This is a genomic window from Ralstonia sp. Ralssp135 (assembly GCF_047304345.1).
GTDB classification, from domain to species: Bacteria; Pseudomonadota; Gammaproteobacteria; order Burkholderiales; family Burkholderiaceae; genus Ralstonia; species Ralstonia chuxiongensis.
The window spans coordinates 23467-39386 of record NZ_JBGLYZ010000013.1 but is presented as its reverse complement, the minus strand read 5'-3'; the positions used below and the strand labels follow the sequence as shown (position 1 = coordinate 39386).

Below are 15920 nucleotides of genomic sequence, written 5' to 3'. Positions count from 1 at the left end.
CGGCAGGTGGATTGATGGAGCGCGGTATGAGACCGGTTATGCTCTCTCCAGATTTTGAAATCACGGAACCACGAGAGATGAAAGCCACGCCCCGGCAACGCAAGCCGGAAGCCCTGTCCGCCAACGAACCCGTTGATACCGGTGCCGATAAGGCCGAATCGGTTTCGGCGGTCGACAAGGTGTTCACCATCCTGGGCGCGATGGGCGAGCTCGGCGCCGTCGGCCCCAGCGAACTGTCGCAGCGGCTGGGCATGTCGAAGACGACCGTGCACCGTTTCCTGCAGACGCTCAAAGGTCTCGGCTATGTGGCCCAGGAAGGCGACACCGATCGATACCGGCTGACCATCCGCCTGTTCGAGCTTGGCGCCAAGGCGCTGGAGAATGTCGACCTCGTCCGCGAGGCCGACACCGAGATGCGGCGCATCGGTCAGCTCACGCGCGAAGCTGTTCACCTGGGCGCCTTTGACGAAGACGCCATCATCTACATCCACAAGATCGACGCCGATTACGGCTTGCGCATGCAGTCGCGCATCGGCCGCCGCAATCCGCTGCACAGCACGGCCATTGGCAAGGTGCTGCTGGCGTACATGCCGCCGGAAGAGGCGCGCGAGGTGCTGTCGAAGGTGGAATTCAAGAAATCCACGCAGAAGACGCTTGCCTCTGCCGAGGCCGTGCTGAGCATCCTGCCGCGCGTGCGCCAGCAAGGTTTTGGCGAAGACAACGAAGAGCAGGAAGACGGTCTGCTGTGCATTGCCGTGCCGGTGTTCGACCGTTTTGACCGCGTGATTGCGGGGCTGTCGATCTCGTTCCCGACCATGCGTTGCGGCGCCGATACGAAAGCGCACTACGTCGCGCTGCTGCAGCAGGCTGGCGCGGCCATCTCTTCGCGCCTGGGCCATCACCCTGCATCCGACTGAGCGCTCTGCAGGATCAGCCGGTCCGTCCTATCCTCTGCGTTGTTTCCCGCATCTGAGCCTGTGCGCTCAGCATTCCATTTCCACCGTATTGGAGTCGATCACATGCGTTACAACCAACTGGGCCGGACCGGCCTGTTCGTTTCTGAGTTGTGCCTCGGCACGATGACCTTCGGCGGCAACGACGGCATCTGGCAGCACATCGGCGATTTGCAGCAAGCCGATGCCGAGCGCCTGATCGGGCGCGCGCTCGACGCCGGCATCAATTTCATCGATACGGCTGATGTGTACGCCAACGGTGTCGCTGAACAGATGACAGGGCAGGCGCTCAAGAACCTGAAGGTGTCGCGCGACAGCGTGGTCGTCGCCACCAAGGTGTTCGGCCAGACCGGCGAAAGCATGAACGCACGCGGCGCCTCACGCTTGCACATCATGGATGGCATCAAGGCGAGCCTGAAACGCATGCAGCTCGACCATATCGATCTTTATCAGATCCATGGTTTCGACCCCGCCACGCCCATTGAAGAAACCGTGCGTGCGCTCGACACGCTCGTCCAGCATGGCCATGTGCGCTATGTGGGCGTGTCGAATTGGGCAGCGTGGCAGATCGTCAAGGCGTTGGGGATTGCCGAGCGGCTCGGCTGCGCACGCTTCGAAAGCTTGCAGGCGTACTACACCATCGCCGGACGTGATCTTGAGCGCGAACTGGTGCCGATGCTCAAAAGCGAAGGCCTGGGCCTGATGGTCTGGAGCCCGCTGGCCGGCGGCTTGCTCAGCGGCAAATACACGCGCGAGCAGCACGGCGAACAGGACAGCCGCCGCAACAAGTTCGACTTTCCGCCAGTGGACCGTGCACGTGCCTATACGTGCGTGGATGCCATGCGCGTCATGGCAAATGCGCGCAGCGTGTCGGTTGCGCAGATTGCGCTTGCTTGGCTGCTGCATCAGCGCGCAGTGACCACCGTGATCGTCGGTGCCAAGAAGATTGAGCAGCTCGACGACAACATCGCGGCCACCAAGGTTGAGCTGACGGCGGAAGAGCTGGCGCAGCTCGATGAGCTGAGCAAACTCCCGGCCGAATACCCGGGCTGGATGCTGGAGCGGCAAGGTGAGTACCGGCGCGGCCAGCTTGCCGGAACGCGGCAGGCCGGACGCTAGTCTGTCGGCTCAAATCGTTCGCCTTTGAACACGCGGTGCGGGTTGCCGCGCTCCACATGATGATGGAGCGCGCGCCGTTGCGCACGCCGTGTTGCATCGGCTGCCGCGTCATCGTCCGCCAGCTTGTGTGCGAGTAGCAGCACGGCCAGCCGCTTGTTGGCGTGCTGGCTGCGCTCGGTCTGCACCTTCACGCTGATGCCCGTGGCGATATGCGTGGCCCGCACGGCCGATTCCGTCTTGTTGACATGCTGCCCGCCGGGTCCTGACGAACGCGTGGTCTCGAAGCGGATCTCGCTGGGTAGCGTTTCTGACGGCGCCGCACAGCGCGCCACTCCCAAGAACCAGTTCTTGCGCGCGTGCCGTGGCCGATACGGGCTCGGGCATGTCCACTGGATCGTGCCTTCCCATGCTCGAGCCACGGCGTTCTCGGAGTCGCCTTCCAGGCTGATCAAGGCGGAGCGCAGCGTGCCGGCGCGCTCCCCATCCTCCTGTTCCAGCAGTTCGAGTTGGACGCCGGCGGCTGCAGCTTCGCGTTGCAGCCGCGCGAGCGCTTTCACCACAGCCAGTTCGCATTCGGCCGGGCCTTGGGCGGAAGAGAGTTGCAGTAACACCATCAGCAGCACTCCCCACGCGTCTTGTACGTCAACACCGGGCGCAGACGCGCGAGCACTTTCACCAGGCCGGCGTCCACCAGCGGCGCGATGACGCTCTCGATCGGCTTGTAGGCCTCGGGCGCTTCTTCGTAGATCAACTGCTTGTCTTCGCAGATGACATGGCCACCGAGCTTGGTGCGATTGAGCTGCGCTGGCGTGAAGCGGCGGATGAGGCGATCCTTGCACTCGCTGCGCATCCACTTGCGGCCCGCGCCGTGGGCGAGCGAAAACAAGCCGTGTTCGCTCGGGCGTGGCGCGACGAGGTAGCTGTAGTCCCCACGCGAGCCTGGGATGACGACCACGCCGGCATCTGATGGCGTTGCGCCCTTGCGATGCAGCCAGCCGCGCTCACCGAATATCGTGGCCGGCGCGACAAAGTTGTGATGCACGTCGAGCAACGCTTTGCCCTGCGCGTGCAGTCGGTCGAGCATGCGGCGCGCGATAAGTTCGCGGTTGGCCTTGGCAAAGTACAGCGCCGTGTCGTGGCGCGCCAGATAGGCGGCGCACGCTGCATCGTCCTGTGCGAGCCCGGCGTGGCCATACGTGCGCACGTGCTCATCTAGGATGGCCTGGCCGAGTCCTCGCGAGCCGCTGTGCACCAGCAGTAGAAGCTGGCGTGGGTCCAGCGGCAGTTCCTCTGCGTCGTAAATCTCGTCGACGCGCTGTAGCTCAGCAAAGTGGTTGCCGCCACCGATGGTGCCAAGCGCTGCATCGAAGTCGGTGCCAGCCGGTGCCAATGCTGCGACACGCTCGCTCCAGCTTTCGTCGAGTGGCGTATCGATGTTGCCGAGACGCTTTTCAAGCTTGTCCAGGCTGACCTTGTTGGCGTCGAGATCGGTGGCCCACAGCGCCATGCCGCAGCCGATGTCGTTGCCGATCAATGCCGGATACAACCGGCCGACCGAGAAAAACGCTGCGCCAACGGGGTAACCGCGACCGGGATGCAGATCGGGCATGCCGGCCACATGGCGCATGCCGTCGAGTGCTTTGGTGGTTTGAAGTTGTCGGATCGCGTCGCATTCGATCCAGGTGTCGTCCGAGGCGATCAGGGAGACGCCGTCGAACAAATGCAAGATGCAATTGCCCATGAAATATCCATATCAGGTCTGAAAAAAAATCTGATCTGGCAGGCCGAAGGCCGGGGCAATGCGAAGACGCTGCGAACTACAGCGCGAGAGATTCGATCAACCCAGGCAAGGGCCTGCAAAGGGGAAAGCAAGGTGACGCATGATGTTTTTTCCTCCTATGCAAAATGGTTGATCGGTAAGCGGGGCGGATACTAGCACCGCACTTTGCGCAGTCGCAAGTACGATCAAGCGTAAGTGTTGGATTGTTGAAACGCGATGGCGCTCAGGTTGCTGTTGCCGCCGGCAATGCAAGTCGCGCCGCCGCCAGCGCTTCACGCAATACCGCCATGTCGCCGATATGGTTTGCGAGCAGCAGGATGAGCTGTGCATTGAGCATCGCGCTGTGCTCGTCGTCCAGGTTGCGATGCGCGTCGATCAGCGCTTCGTAAAAATCATCGGGGCGCGGCAGATTGGGTTGCGTGTTCAGCGGCATGGCGGTCGGTATTCAGCTCAGGCGGAGACAGTGGCGTGCGGCGTTTCCGCAGGTGCGGTTTGCCCGGTGGCACGAAGCAACGCAGCGGCCAGCTTGGCAGGCTCAAGCGCGCGCCAGCGTGCGCAGACGTGCTGGTCTGGGCGGATCAGGTAGGTCGTGCCGGGGCGCGCGTCATAGCGTTGCGCGACCAAGCCGTCGATGTCTTCCAGCGCGGTCACGTTGGCAGAGACCGTGCCCATGCCGCCAACCGGGAAGATTGCCAGCGTGGGCAGCGGCAGCGCATCGACGTGTTCTCCCGCACCGCAGAAACGTAGCGCCATGAAGCCGCCGTGCAGATGACTGAGGAGCCAATCGGCGCGGCCATCGGCATTGCGCACCGGCGCGTCAAGTGCGACCGCGCCGGGCACGAGTGCGCAGGCGAAGGGCGCTTCATCTTCTGTCTGCAATGCAGAGCCTTCCAGCACGGTCGGCATGGACAGCCGACCGCTGTTGACCAGCGTCCGCGCAAACGGATAGTGCTTGGCCAAGCGCAGCGTGGCATCGCGAAAAAGCCGGCTCACTGCGCTCTTGGGTGTGATGAAGTCGGTCGAGCGGGTGGAGTGACGGATGTTGTCGTCGGCGGCGAACTCGCGCTCGCTCGCGTAGGTGTCGAGCAGCGCGTCGGGCGCATCGCCGTCGAGCACCATGCGCAACTTCCACGCGAGGTTCTCGGCATCCTGCAAGCCGCTGTTGGCGCCGCGTGCGCCGAACGGCGACACCCGATGTGCCGCGTCGCCGATAAAGAGCACGCGGCCGTGGCGGAAGTGGTCCATGCGTTCGCACGAGAACGTATAGACGCTGACCCATTCCAGCTCGAAATCGACGTGTTCCCCCAGCAGCGCGCGCACGCGCGGGATGACGCGCTCCGGTTGCTTCTCGGCCACGGGATCGGCGTCCCAGCCGAGCTGGAAGTCGATGCGCCAGACGTTGTCGGGTTGGTGGTGCAGCAGTACTGACTGATTCGGATGGAACGGCGGGTCAAACCAGAACCAGCGCTCGCTGGGGAAGGGCGCATCCATGCGAACGTCGGCGATCAGGAAGCGGTCTTTGAACGTCTGGCCGCGCGCTTCGAGGCCCATCAGGTGTCGTACCGGACTGCGCGAGCCGTCGGCGGCCACAACGTATTGCGCGCGCTGCTCGTACGTGCCGTCGGGCGTCTCGATGGTGAGCGTCACGCCATCGGCATCCTGTGAGAGGCCCGTCACCTTGTTCGTCCAGCGCAGCTCGATGTTCGGAAAGGCTTGCGCGCGTTCAACGAGAAAGCCTTCGACGTAGTACTGCTGCAGGTTGATGAACGCCGGCCGGCGGTGTCCGGTTTCGGGCAGCAGGTCAAAGCTGTAGAGCAGTTCGTTCTTCAGGTAGACCTTGCCGACGTTCCAGCTCACGCCTTTGTCGACCATGCAATCGCCGCAGCCGAGCCGATCAAAAATCTCCAACGAACGCTTGGAGAAGCAGATCGCGCGCGAGCCGGTAGACAGCGAGCAATCGTCGTCGACAACGACTACGGCCACACCTTGCTGCGCCAGATCGATGGCCGTTGCCAACCCCACCGGCCCCGCACCGACGATGACGACGGGGCGAGCCTCAGGTGTCGCGCCGGGTTGCTGCTCGGCGCACGGCGCATACGCGAAGACGCGATTCTGGAAGTCGGGATTCATGTTCAGCCTTGCAGGGCGGCCCACATTTCCTTGTCGCGCTCGGCGGTCCAGATGCGCGGGTGCTTGATGCCGCTGGCCTCATCGAATGCGCGCGTCACATCAAACGGCAGGCAGTGCTCGTAGATGAAGACGCTGCCGAATTTCGGATCCATGGCTGCGCGGGTGTGCGCCATGGCGGCTTTCAGGTCCATCTTCTGCGCGACGGCTTCCTTGCCACGCTGGAGCAAGGTAGACACGAAATCGCGCGTATAGGCGAGACCCTTGTCGACCTCGGCCGGATTGAGCAACGCGGGGCCACGCCCCGGCACAAGCTTGTCGGCGCCGAGCGTGCGTAGCGCATCGAGCGTGGCGGGCCATTCTTCGAGCTGCGCGTCGCCGCAGTAACAGGCGGCGTCGTATTCGACGAGATCGCCGGAGAAGAGCACCTTCTGCGACGGGATCCACACCACCGTGTCGCCCTTCGTGTGGCCGGGGCCGAGGTGCAGGATCTTCACTTCCAGCTTGCCGAGGAAGAGCGTCAACTCGCGCTCGAACACTAGCGTCGGCCAAGTCAGGCCCGGCACGGTTTCCACGCCGGCAAATAGGCGCGGGAAGCGTTCGATTTCCGATTTCATATCGGCCTCACCGCGCTCGACGATCATCTCGTACGTGCCGCGGCTGGCAATGATGTTCTGCGCGCCTTCTGCAAAGTAGGCCGACGCGCCGAGCACGCGCACGGCGTGATAGTGCGACAGCACCACGTGCTTGATCGGCTTGTCGGTGATGGCGCGGATGCGTGCGATCAGGTCTTGCGCCATCGCTGGCGTGGCGGTGGTGTCGACGATCAACACCGAGTCGTCGCCGATGATGACGCCCGAGTTCGGGTCGCCCTCGGCGGTGTAGGCGTAAGCGTTGGGGGAGAGCTGGGTGAAGGTGACTTGTTTGGCCTCGAGGTCGGCTTGCGAGGCGAAGGCTTTGGCCATTCTGTCACTCCTGGTGTAGTGAATTACGGTTTGAGGAATTTTTATTGAGCGTGCTCAAGCCGAAAAGCTTGGGTTGGGGCGTGCTGATACCAAGCCATACCGGACGCTGGCAATCATAGACCGCAGGGTCCGGGGATGCGCTTAGGGTATACGTGAATTATGATTAGAAGCATTATTTCTACAATGCATAAAAACCAAAAACTGGCCGTCGAGGCGAAGCTGCGTGCTACGCTCGCAGCACTTTGTCGGCTCAGCCCCAGCCAATGCGCCCCCAAGACATGGAGACTCCGGAAGTCGAAGACGACCTGCCACCCGATGGCGATGTTGAAGACGCGCGCGCAAACCGTGACCGTTCGGGCATCCAATCCATTGAGGTCGGCGCTCAATTACTGGTGGCGCTGACGCGTGCCATGCGGGCGATGGCGCTCGGCGATTTGGCACGCACGGCGGGTATGCATCCGTCCAAGGCGCATCGTTATCTGGTGAGCCTGCAGCGCGTGGGCGCCGTGTCGCAAGACCCGCTGACCGGCCGCTACGAACTCGGGCCGTTTGCGCTGCGCCTGGGTCTGGCCAGTCTCAACCGCTCCGATGCCATTGTCCGCACGCGGCCGTTGCTTGCCGGCTTGCGAGACCAGACCGGTCACACGATTGGTATTGCTGTCTGGAGCGATCGTGGCCCGACCGTTGTGCATTGGGAGAAGGCCGGTGGTGCGCCTGGCGTGAACCTGCGCATTGGCGACGTCTTGCCGATGCTTAATTCAGCCACTGGCCGCCTGTTTGGCGCCTATCAACCGATGGAGCAGACGCTGCCGCTCGTTGAGCGCGAGCTGCACGAGCGTGCCAGCGACGACCTGCCGGGCCTGCCGCGTTCGCTAACCGATTACTACCGTCTGTGTGAAGACGTCCGGACCGAAGGCGCATCGTGGGTCACGGGTAGTCTGCTGCCGGGCGTGAATGCCCTGTCGCTCCCGGTGTTCGGTGCGCGCGGGCAACTTGTGCTGGTGTTGATTGCGCTGAACCTGCAACCGCTGTTTCACGCGCAGCGCGGTGGCGAGCTGGAGCACACGCTGCGCACGTTCGTGATGCGCCTGTCTGCCATGCTGCAGGCGCCTGCGGTCAGCCCCGCCAAGGCCGGCAATCGGCGGAGCAGGGCGACGCGTTAGGGTTGTCGCCAATTTCATCCTGTCGTAAGAAATTTACTATCTCGTAACTCGTGGCGCCCCCTCGCCCGGTTCACATCCGGCGCGAACTCCACGATTACAAGAACGAGGAGCTTCATGGACTTGTCGATTGCCGCCATCCTGGCGCAAGACGGCGTGACATCGGGCGCGATCTACGCGCTGCTGGCACTGGCGCTCGTGCTGGTGTTTTCCGTCACGCGCGTGATCTTCATCCCGCAGGGCGAATTCGTCGCGTATGGCGCGCTCACGCTGGCGGCCATCCAGGCCAACAAGGCGCCGCTGTCGGCCAGCATGCTGGTTGTGCTCGGCGTGCTGACGTTTCTTGTTGAGATGGGCCGCACGCTGCTGCAACCCGAACTGCGCCTGCATGCGCTACGCACGGGCGCCATCTATGCGGTCAAATACCTGGTCTTTCCGATTGCGGTGTACATCGCCGCCAGCATGCTCGCCCCGATGACGCTGCCCATGCTTGCGCAGGTCGCGTTGACATTGCTGATCGTCATTCCCATGGGCCCCATGATCTACCGCCTGGCCTATGAGCCATTGGCCGAAGCCAGCACGCTGGTGCTGCTGATCGTTTCGGTGGGCGTGCACTTTGCGATGGTGGGCCTCGGCCTCGTGATGTTTGGCGCGGAAGGCTCGCGCACGGATGCGTTTTCCGATGCGCGCTTTGATCTGGGCTCGCTCACCGTGTCAGGCCAGAGCCTGTGGGTAGTGGCTGTATCGGTGCTGATGATCGTGGCACTGTACTTCTACTTTGGCCGTACGGTGTCGGGCAAGGCGCTGCGTGCGACGGCAGTGAACCGGCTGGGTGCGCGGCTGGTCGGCATCGGGACCACGCAGGCGGGGCGTCTGGCTTTCACGCTGGCGGCGGCGTTGGGCGCGCTGTGCGGCATCCTGATTGCTCCGCTCACTACGGTCTACTACGAGTCCGGCTTCCTGATCGGCCTGAAGGGGTTTGTGGGCGCGATCGTGGGTGGGCTCGTGAGCTATCCGGTGGCTGCGCTGGGCGCGCTGCTCGTTGGGCTGTTGGAGTCGTATTCGTCGTTCTGGGCGTCGGCGTTCAAGGAGGTGATCGTGTTTACGCTCATCATTCCCGTGCTGCTGTGGCGATCGCTCACCACCAAGCATGTCGAGGAAGAGGAATAAGCCGATGAACACGCTGACCAAATCTTCCGAAGGCCCTGCGCAGCGCGGCTGGCTTTCGCGCAACCGCGTGCTGACCGCCTTGTTTGTGGTTGTGCTCGCGTTGATTCCGGTCGTGCCCACGCCCGAATTCTGGATCACGCTGCTGAACTATATCGGGCTCTATAGCCTTGTCGCGCTGGGGCTGGTGCTGCTGACCGGGGTGGGCGGCCTGACCTCGTTCGGGCAAGCGGCGTTCGTTGGGCTGGGTGCGTACAGCACTGCGTATCTGACGACGCAGTATGGTGTTTCGCCGTGGATCGGCTTGCTGGCCGGGCTGGTGATCACGGTGGTCAGTGCATATGTGATCGGCTTGATCACGATGCGCATGTCGGGCCACTACCTGCCGCTGGCGACGATTGCGTGGGGCCTGTCGTTGTTCTTCCTGTTCGGCAACCTCGAATTCCTGGGCAAGTACGACGGGCTGAACGGCATTCCTGTGTTGAACGTACTCGGTAAATCGTTGCAGACCGGGCGCGAGATGTTCTACCTGATCTGGGCCGTCGTTGTTGTGGCTGTGCTGGCCGTGCAGAACCTGCTGAATTCGCGCCCCGGCCGCGCTATCCGCGCGCTCAAGGGCGGCGGCACAATGGCCGAGGCAATGGGCGTGAACACGGCGTGGATGAAGGTGGTGATCTTCGTGTGTGCAGCGGTGCTGGCCTGCATTTCGGGCTTCCTCTATGCGCATCTGCAGCGCGCGGTGAACCCAACGCCGTTCGGCCTGAACTACGGTATCGAATACCTGTTCATGGCGGTGGTCGGTGGCGTGGGCCACGTGTGGGGCGCGGTGCTCGGCGCGGGTTTGCTGACCATCCTGAAAGACAGCCTGCAAAGCATTCTGCCGAAGCTGCTGGGCACCAACGGCAACTTCGAGATCATCGTGTTCGGCGTTCTGCTGGTGCTGTTGCTGCAGTACGCGCGTGACGGCGTATGGCCGTTCATCCGCAAGCTGTTTCCCTCGGCACCGACGGCGCGTGCACCCGACGACGCGCCGGCGCTGAAGCAGCGCGAGAAGCCGCATGCTGGCGAGCTGATCCTCGACGTACGCTCCGCACGCAAGGAGTTTGGCGGCCTTGTTGCCGTGAATGACGTCAGCTTCCAGGTGAAAGCCGGCGAGATCATCGGCCTGATCGGCCCCAATGGCGCGGGCAAGTCGACCACCTTCAACCTCGTGACAGGCGTGCTGCCGGTCACGCGTGGTGAGGTGCTCTACCGTGGCGAGCACATCAACGGTATGCCTTCGCGTGAGATCGTCAAACGCGGCATCGGCCGTACCTTCCAGCATGTGCAATTGCTCTCGGGCATGACCGTCCTGGAAAACGTAGCGCTTGGCGCCCATCTGCGCGGCGACTTCGCGGCGCAGGGCGGCGTGCTCGCCAGCGTGGTGCGCATGAACCAGGCTGAAGAGCAGAAGCTGCTGTTTGAAGCGCGCCGCCAACTGGAACGCGTGGGCTTGGCCGATTGCATGTATCAGGAAGCCGGCAGCTTGGCGCTCGGCCAGCAACGCATTCTGGAAATCGCCCGTGCACTGTGCTGCGATCCGGCGCTGCTGCTGTTGGACGAGCCCGCCGCGGGCCTGCGCTACAAGGAAAAGCAGGCGCTGGCTGCGCTGCTCACCAGGTTGAAAGCCGAAGGCATGAGCGTGCTGCTGGTCGAGCACGACATGGACTTCGTCATGAATCTCACCGATCGGCTGGTCGTCATGGAATTCGGCACCAAAATTGCCGAAGGGCTGCCGCAGGAAGTGCAGCAGAACCCGGCCGTGCTGGAAGCCTACCTGGGCGGCGTGGAATAAGGAGAACGCGCATGTCTGTCATCCTGGAAGTGAAGGACTTGCACGTCCGCTACGGCAAGGTGGAGGCGCTGCATGGCGCCAACCTGAAGGTGGGAGCGGGCCAGATCGTGACCGTCATCGGCCCGAACGGCGCGGGCAAATCGACGATGCTCGGCGCCATCATGGGCGCGCTGCCGACCACCGGTTCGGCCAGCGGCGTGGTCTCGTACCTCGGTCACAACCTGACCGGTCTGCCGGTGGAAAAGCGCGTGGCACGTGGCATGTGCCTTGTGCCGGAAAAGCGCGAGCTGTTTGCCACCATGAGCGTGGAAGACAACCTCGTGCTTGGCGCTTACCGGCGCAAGCGGGCGGGCGAGCGCAACTATCTAGACCAGATGGAAGTGGTGTACGACCTGTTCCCGCGCCTGAAAGAGCGTCGTGTGCAGGAAGCCGGCACGCTCTCCGGCGGCGAGCGCCAGATGCTTGCGGTGGGCCGCGCGTTGATGGCCAAGCCCCAGTTGCTGATGCTGGATGAGCCGAGCCTTGGCCTCGCACCGCTCATCGTCAAAGAAATCTTCCACATCATCAGCGACCTGCGCAAAACCGGCGTGGCAACGTTGCTGATCGAGCAGAACGCACGCGCCGCGCTGCAGGTGGCCGACTACGGTTACGTGCTGGAAACGGGCGACATGACGCTCGAAGGCCCGGCGCAGGAGTTGGCCGTCAACCCGCGCGTGATCGAGACCTACCTGGGACTGGCAAAGAAGGCCGCCTGAGCGCGGCCGTGTGCGGGATCAATCGTCGTCGTCGTGACGATGGTGCCTGCGCCATTCACGCTCACGCCAGCGTTGCTCGCGCCATTGGCGTTCCTGCCATTCGCGGCCGCGACCATCGTCGTAGTAGCCAGGCGCAACGATGACCGGCTGCGGCGCATAGTAGGCCGGCGGCGGGGGCGGTGCGTACACGGGAGCGGGGGCATAGACCGGCGCCGGTTCGACATAAACGGGTGCGACAGGCACGCCGATTCCAATATCGACATTGACGCGGGCCAGAGCCGCCTGCGACGACAGCGCCGCAGCGGTTGCCAGCACGAACAGCGCGAAGTTCTTATGCATGTGGGAATTCCTCAAGACGTCGCACTGTAGTTGAACCGGGCGCGCGCAGTCTTACAGAAGATATACGGATGTTGCAAATTGTAACGGAGTGACGCGATGGCCGCTCACGGCAACGCGCGTTCCATCAATTCAGCATCCTCGCCGTAGATGGCGAGCAGGGCTCCCAACGCGGCGCTATCCATGTCGACGGACCGATAACCAAGGCGGCGCCAGAAGCCATCCGCGCCTTGCACCGCCACCAGCCGGGATCGGCCCAGGCCCTGTGTCTGAGCGCGGGCGGCGGCAAGGGCGTAAAGCCGCTCGCCCAACCGCTGGCCACGGCCCCCGGGTGCGATGGCCATGTCATGCACGAACCAGAGAACATCGGTTGCATCCGTGTCGGGCAGCGGTACGTGCAATTTGGGCGGCGTCCATGCGTGCCACGCATGCGAGAGCAGGTACCCGACCACTTCAGACTCACGCAGTGCGACCAGGCACATGGCCGGGCTGCGCGCCCAGCGGCTGGCAAGCGCATCGCCCGGTTCCAGAAACGCGTCGCCGTAGCACGCCTGCTGTACGGCCAGGATGCCGGGCAGGTCGTCTGCAACGATCGGGCGGATGGTGAGTTCAGGCATGGGCGCGCGATGGGCCGAAAAACGGCAGAGTTTACCGGACGTGTCCCGCGCATCATGCTGTTTTCGCATAACGTGGGCACACATCGGTATTCGCGGCATGGCGCACGTATCCTGTAGATTGGTTGGCAGGGCAGTCCCGCCCGCGCCTGAATTCCTTCTCCCAGCATGTCCCGAATCATCTTCCTGAACGGCCAATACGTGCCAGCCGCCGAAGCCACCGTCTCCGTCATGGATCGTGGCTTCACCTTTGCTGATGGCATCTACGAAGTGACCGCTGTGGCCCGCGGCAAGCTCGTCGACAACGACGCGCACCTCGCCCGCCTGACCCGCTCGCTATCTGAGATCGGCATCGACAACCCGTACACCGCCGCCGAATGGACGCGCGTGTGCGAAGAGCTGGTGGCACGCAATGGGCTGGAGGAGGGCGTGGTCTACATGCAGGTCACGCGCGGTGTGGCCGAGCGCGATTTCGGTATCCCGGCATACATCACGCCGACGGCTGTGGCGTTCACGCAGGTCAAGTCCATCGTCAATAGCCCGCTGGCGAAGAAAGGCGCAACCGTGGTGACGGTGCCCGACCTGCGCTGGAAGCGTTGCGACATCAAGAGCGTTGGCCTGTTGCCTCAGGTGATGGCCAAGCAGATCGCTGCCCGTGCCGGTGCGCACGAAGCCTGGATGACCGATGGCGACCGCGTGACCGAAGGCGCGTCGTCGACCGCATTCATCATCACCGCAGATAAGCGATTGATTACGCGTCCGCTGTCGAACGCCGTGCTGCCGGGCATCACGCGCGTGTCTATCCTGGCGCTGGCGCGCGAACACGGCCTGACGCTGGAGGAACGCACCTTCACCGTGGCCGAAGCCCAGCAAGCCGCCGAAGCGTTCTACACGAGCGCGTCGACGTTCGTGATGCCGGTGGTGTCCATCGACGGCGTGCAGATCGGCAACGGCCAGCCGGGCTCGCTCACGCAGGCACTGCGCACGCTGTATCTGCGCTTTGCCGGCGTGGACGTTGCCGAGCCCGTTGGCCAGATGTGATGTAAGCGGTAGCGCCATCGCGGTAGAATCGCCCGCTAAGTTTTTGGAGCAAGGCGAGATATCCCATGAAAACAGGAGGCTGGCGCTGGCAAAGCGCCATCGCGGCGACCGCTCTGGTTGCCGCACAGTGGGCAGCGATGCCCGTATCCGCACAAACTGTGTCTGCGTCGGCGGCTGTGCCGACAGCGTCCGCGCAGGCCGTGACGGGCGGTGCGGCACCCGTGCCTGAATCGGCCAGCACCGATTCCCGCTGGCGCCGGTTCGAGAGCATCAACGGCATCGTTTCGTATATCGACCGGCAATCGGTCAAGCCAGAGCCAAGCGCTGAGGCGGATGCCGATTCGCATACCGTGCACTTCCGGCTGCTGCGCAACGTGCTGCCCGACTTCACGATCAAAACGGCAGATGGCCAGCCGATCCGCTCTTCGGTCAAGCAGGTGGTGCTCGATTGCGCGCGACATAGCTACACGGTGATTGCGCAAACGCTCTACCGCGCGCGCAATGCCAGCGGCAAGCCGCTTTACCAGATCCACTACGGCGACGAGGCGCAAAGCCGCTCGCTGCGCGAAGGCAGCGTGTTCGAATGGATTGCCGGCCGCTTTTGCGGGGTGGGCCGCTAACGCTGTGGTCAGCAAGGGCGGCGTCAATGCCGCCCGGCGTGGTCAGATCGGCGCAGCTTCCCGGCTGTCGCTTCCGCTCTCGCTTTCTTCGCGGCCTCGTGCGTAAGGCTGCCGCTCCTGCTCAAGCTCCGGGTATCGGCGTGAAGCGAAGCCCATGGCGGCTTCGTACGAGCCAAACTGGTTGGATTCGGCGGCCACACCGTCGTTGACCAGGATTGCGTACCACTTCCCGTAGAGCGGGCCGTACACCACGACCTTGCTTTTCATTGTCTTGTCCCTGTTTCTTGTATCGATGGCCGGCCACGCGGTTTGCGCGAAGCGGCGGCTCGAGCCGTCCGGGCGCCAGGTCATGGCGCGCCGTCAGCGTTGTTGCGGACGATGATTACAGTGTGTTACACGCACGTCAACGTTTGCGTTGGGCGCAATGCTCTAGTTGCGTCAGGTCGTTGCCAGCGTGCCGGCCACGCGGGCCTGCCGCAATTCGGCGGGCTCGTGGCCGGATTCGACATAGTTGGCAAAGCGCGCGATGCAGTCCGCCACCCAGTCGGGGCGACGCAGGGGCAGCCAATGGCCGGCATCGACCTCGTGGCGCCAATAGTGCGGCACCCAGGCCTCTACAGCGCGCGTAACGGCGGGGCTGACGTAGCGATCGCGCGTTGGCACGATCAGTTGCACGGGCGCATGCGGCGCACGCGCCTGCGGGCGGGCGAGGCGGTCGCGAAAATTTGCACGATACATGCGCACGCCATTGCAGGCATCGCGCACAAGCGTCGGCCGCTGGGCCTCGATGCGAATGCCTTCCGTCTTGTGCAGCCACCAAGGCCACGCGCGCGCCACCCATAGCCGCCACGACCATTCGGGCACCAGCGGCAGGTGGAAATAACCCACGTACCACGACTGCAGCCGCTGCTTCCACACCGCGCGCTTGGCCGTCCATGTGCCGGCATCAAGCTGCGTGCGCATCCAGTGGCCGACGTGGTCCAGGCACGGGCCCGAGATCGACGTGTACGACGCGATGCGCCCGCGCAGCCGGTCGGTCGTTACCGATTCCCAGCTATGAATAGAGCCCCAGTCGTGCCCGACTAGATGGAAGCGCTCGCCGGGCAGCAGTGCATCGGCCACGGCGGCAAGGTCGTCGACAAATTGGGGGATGCGGTAACCGGTGGTATCTGCCGGAGCGTCCGACAACCCGGCACCGCGCACGTCGAAGGTGAGGACGCGGCGATCGCGTGCCAGGGTATCGCGCACGCCGTGCCAGACAGAGCTGTCGTCCGGATAGCCATGCACGAGAACCACGGCGGGGCGGTGCCGCGCGGAACCGTCGGCGGGCTGTGTCATGCGGGCATGCAAGCGAATGTTGCCGGAACGCACCACGTGGCTGCTGTGCATCGGGTCTCCAGTGAAAATGGCGGGTGGAATCTCTGCAGCCTACGGGGTGAACAGGCGATG

Annotated in this window: 17 protein-coding genes; 8 read left to right on the top strand and 9 right to left on the bottom strand. The window is 63.7% G+C overall.

The genetic code is table 11. The features are described 5' to 3' along the window. The first annotated feature begins 77 nt into the window (after window positions 1–77). The gene (gene kdgR / locus ACCD03_RS11555; protein ID WP_413411614.1) at window positions 78–917 is read left to right on the top strand and encodes a DNA-binding transcriptional regulator KdgR; all 840 of its coding nucleotides are present in this window, start codon (window positions 78–80) and stop codon (window positions 915–917) included. Window positions 918–1019: 102 nt separating this feature from the next. Further along, the gene (locus ACCD03_RS11550; protein WP_413411612.1) at window positions 1020–2072 is read left to right on the top strand and encodes an aldo/keto reductase; all 1053 of its coding nucleotides are present in this window, start codon (window positions 1020–1022) and stop codon (window positions 2070–2072) included. Here the strand turns inward: ACCD03_RS11550 and prfH are convergent. The 5 genes from prfH to ACCD03_RS11525 form a co-directional block, all read right to left on the bottom strand. Next, window positions 2069–2686 carry a peptide chain release factor H gene (prfH, locus tag ACCD03_RS11545; protein ID WP_253542571.1) on the bottom strand — a complete coding sequence of 206 codons (618 nt, stop codon included), beginning with the start codon at window positions 2684–2686 and terminating at the stop codon, window positions 2069–2071. The genes ACCD03_RS11550 and prfH overlap by 4 nt on opposite strands. Then, window positions 2686–3813 carry an RNA ligase RtcB family protein gene (locus ACCD03_RS11540; RefSeq protein WP_413411611.1) on the bottom strand — a complete coding sequence of 376 codons (1128 nt, stop codon included), beginning with the start codon at window positions 3811–3813 and terminating at the stop codon, window positions 2686–2688. The genes prfH and ACCD03_RS11540 overlap by 1 nt, the downstream gene beginning before the upstream one ends. A 262-nt stretch (window positions 3814–4075) precedes the next feature. Continuing rightward, window positions 4076–4285, bottom strand: a complete 210-nt coding sequence (locus ACCD03_RS11535; RefSeq protein ID WP_045206515.1) for a DUF2783 domain-containing protein — start codon at window positions 4283–4285, stop codon at window positions 4076–4078. Between the two features lie 17 nt (window positions 4286–4302). Next, window positions 4303–5982, bottom strand: coding sequence for an FAD-dependent oxidoreductase (locus ACCD03_RS11530; RefSeq protein WP_413411610.1), 1680 nt, complete (start codon window positions 5980–5982; stop codon window positions 4303–4305). A gap of 2 nt (window positions 5983–5984) precedes the next feature. Continuing rightward, a complete protein-coding gene (locus ACCD03_RS11525; protein WP_252693508.1) occupies window positions 5985–6944 on the bottom strand; it encodes an MBL fold metallo-hydrolase in 960 nt (319 codons plus the stop codon). 278 nt (window positions 6945–7222) lie between these two features. Between ACCD03_RS11525 and ACCD03_RS11520 the strand changes: the two genes are divergently transcribed. From ACCD03_RS11520 to ACCD03_RS11505, 4 genes are all read left to right on the top strand, one after another. Next, window positions 7223–8107, top strand: a complete 885-nt coding sequence (locus ACCD03_RS11520; RefSeq protein WP_413411609.1) for an IclR family transcriptional regulator — start codon at window positions 7223–7225, stop codon at window positions 8105–8107. A gap of 114 nt (window positions 8108–8221) precedes the next feature. Further along, window positions 8222–9274: a branched-chain amino acid ABC transporter permease gene (locus ACCD03_RS11515; RefSeq protein ID WP_325648844.1), complete on the top strand. Its 1053-nt coding sequence runs from the start codon at window positions 8222–8224 to the stop codon at window positions 9272–9274. A gap of 4 nt (window positions 9275–9278) precedes the next feature. Next, a complete protein-coding gene (locus ACCD03_RS11510) occupies window positions 9279–11105 on the top strand; it encodes an ABC transporter permease subunit (RefSeq protein WP_413411606.1) in 1827 nt (608 codons plus the stop codon). An 11-nt stretch (window positions 11106–11116) separates the two neighbouring features. Continuing rightward, window positions 11117–11860 carry an ABC transporter ATP-binding protein gene (locus tag ACCD03_RS11505; RefSeq protein WP_045206524.1) on the top strand — a complete coding sequence of 248 codons (744 nt, stop codon included), beginning with the start codon at window positions 11117–11119 and terminating at the stop codon, window positions 11858–11860. Between the two features lie 18 nt (window positions 11861–11878). On the opposite strand, the gene ACCD03_RS11500 is transcribed toward ACCD03_RS11505, so the two are convergent. After that, window positions 11879–12199: a hypothetical protein gene (locus ACCD03_RS11500; RefSeq protein WP_045206525.1), complete on the bottom strand. Its 321-nt coding sequence runs from the start codon at window positions 12197–12199 to the stop codon at window positions 11879–11881. Between the two features lie 104 nt (window positions 12200–12303). Beyond that, complete coding sequence (locus ACCD03_RS11495) at window positions 12304–12813, bottom strand: GNAT family N-acetyltransferase (RefSeq protein ID WP_413411605.1); 510 nt, start codon at window positions 12811–12813, stop codon at window positions 12304–12306. 165 nt (window positions 12814–12978) lie between these two features. Between ACCD03_RS11495 and ACCD03_RS11490 the strand changes: the two genes are divergently transcribed. Next, window positions 12979–13851 (top strand): D-amino-acid transaminase, encoded by an 873-nt coding sequence (locus tag ACCD03_RS11490; protein ID WP_413411604.1) that lies wholly within the window; start codon window positions 12979–12981, stop codon window positions 13849–13851. 65 nt (window positions 13852–13916) lie between these two features. Then, complete coding sequence (locus tag ACCD03_RS11485; protein ID WP_325648835.1) at window positions 13917–14471, top strand: surface-adhesin E family protein; 555 nt, start codon at window positions 13917–13919, stop codon at window positions 14469–14471. A 42-nt stretch (window positions 14472–14513) separates the two neighbouring features. Here the strand turns inward: ACCD03_RS11485 and ACCD03_RS11480 are convergent, their stop codons facing one another. Both ACCD03_RS11480 and ACCD03_RS11475 read right to left on the bottom strand, forming a co-directional pair. Beyond that, window positions 14514–14738: a hypothetical protein gene (locus ACCD03_RS11480; protein ID WP_253542611.1), complete on the bottom strand. Its 225-nt coding sequence runs from the start codon at window positions 14736–14738 to the stop codon at window positions 14514–14516. Between the two features lie 171 nt (window positions 14739–14909). Next, window positions 14910–15860 (bottom strand): alpha/beta fold hydrolase, encoded by a 951-nt coding sequence (locus ACCD03_RS11475; protein ID WP_413411603.1) that lies wholly within the window; start codon window positions 15858–15860, stop codon window positions 14910–14912. Window positions 15861–15920 lie beyond the last annotated feature (60 nt).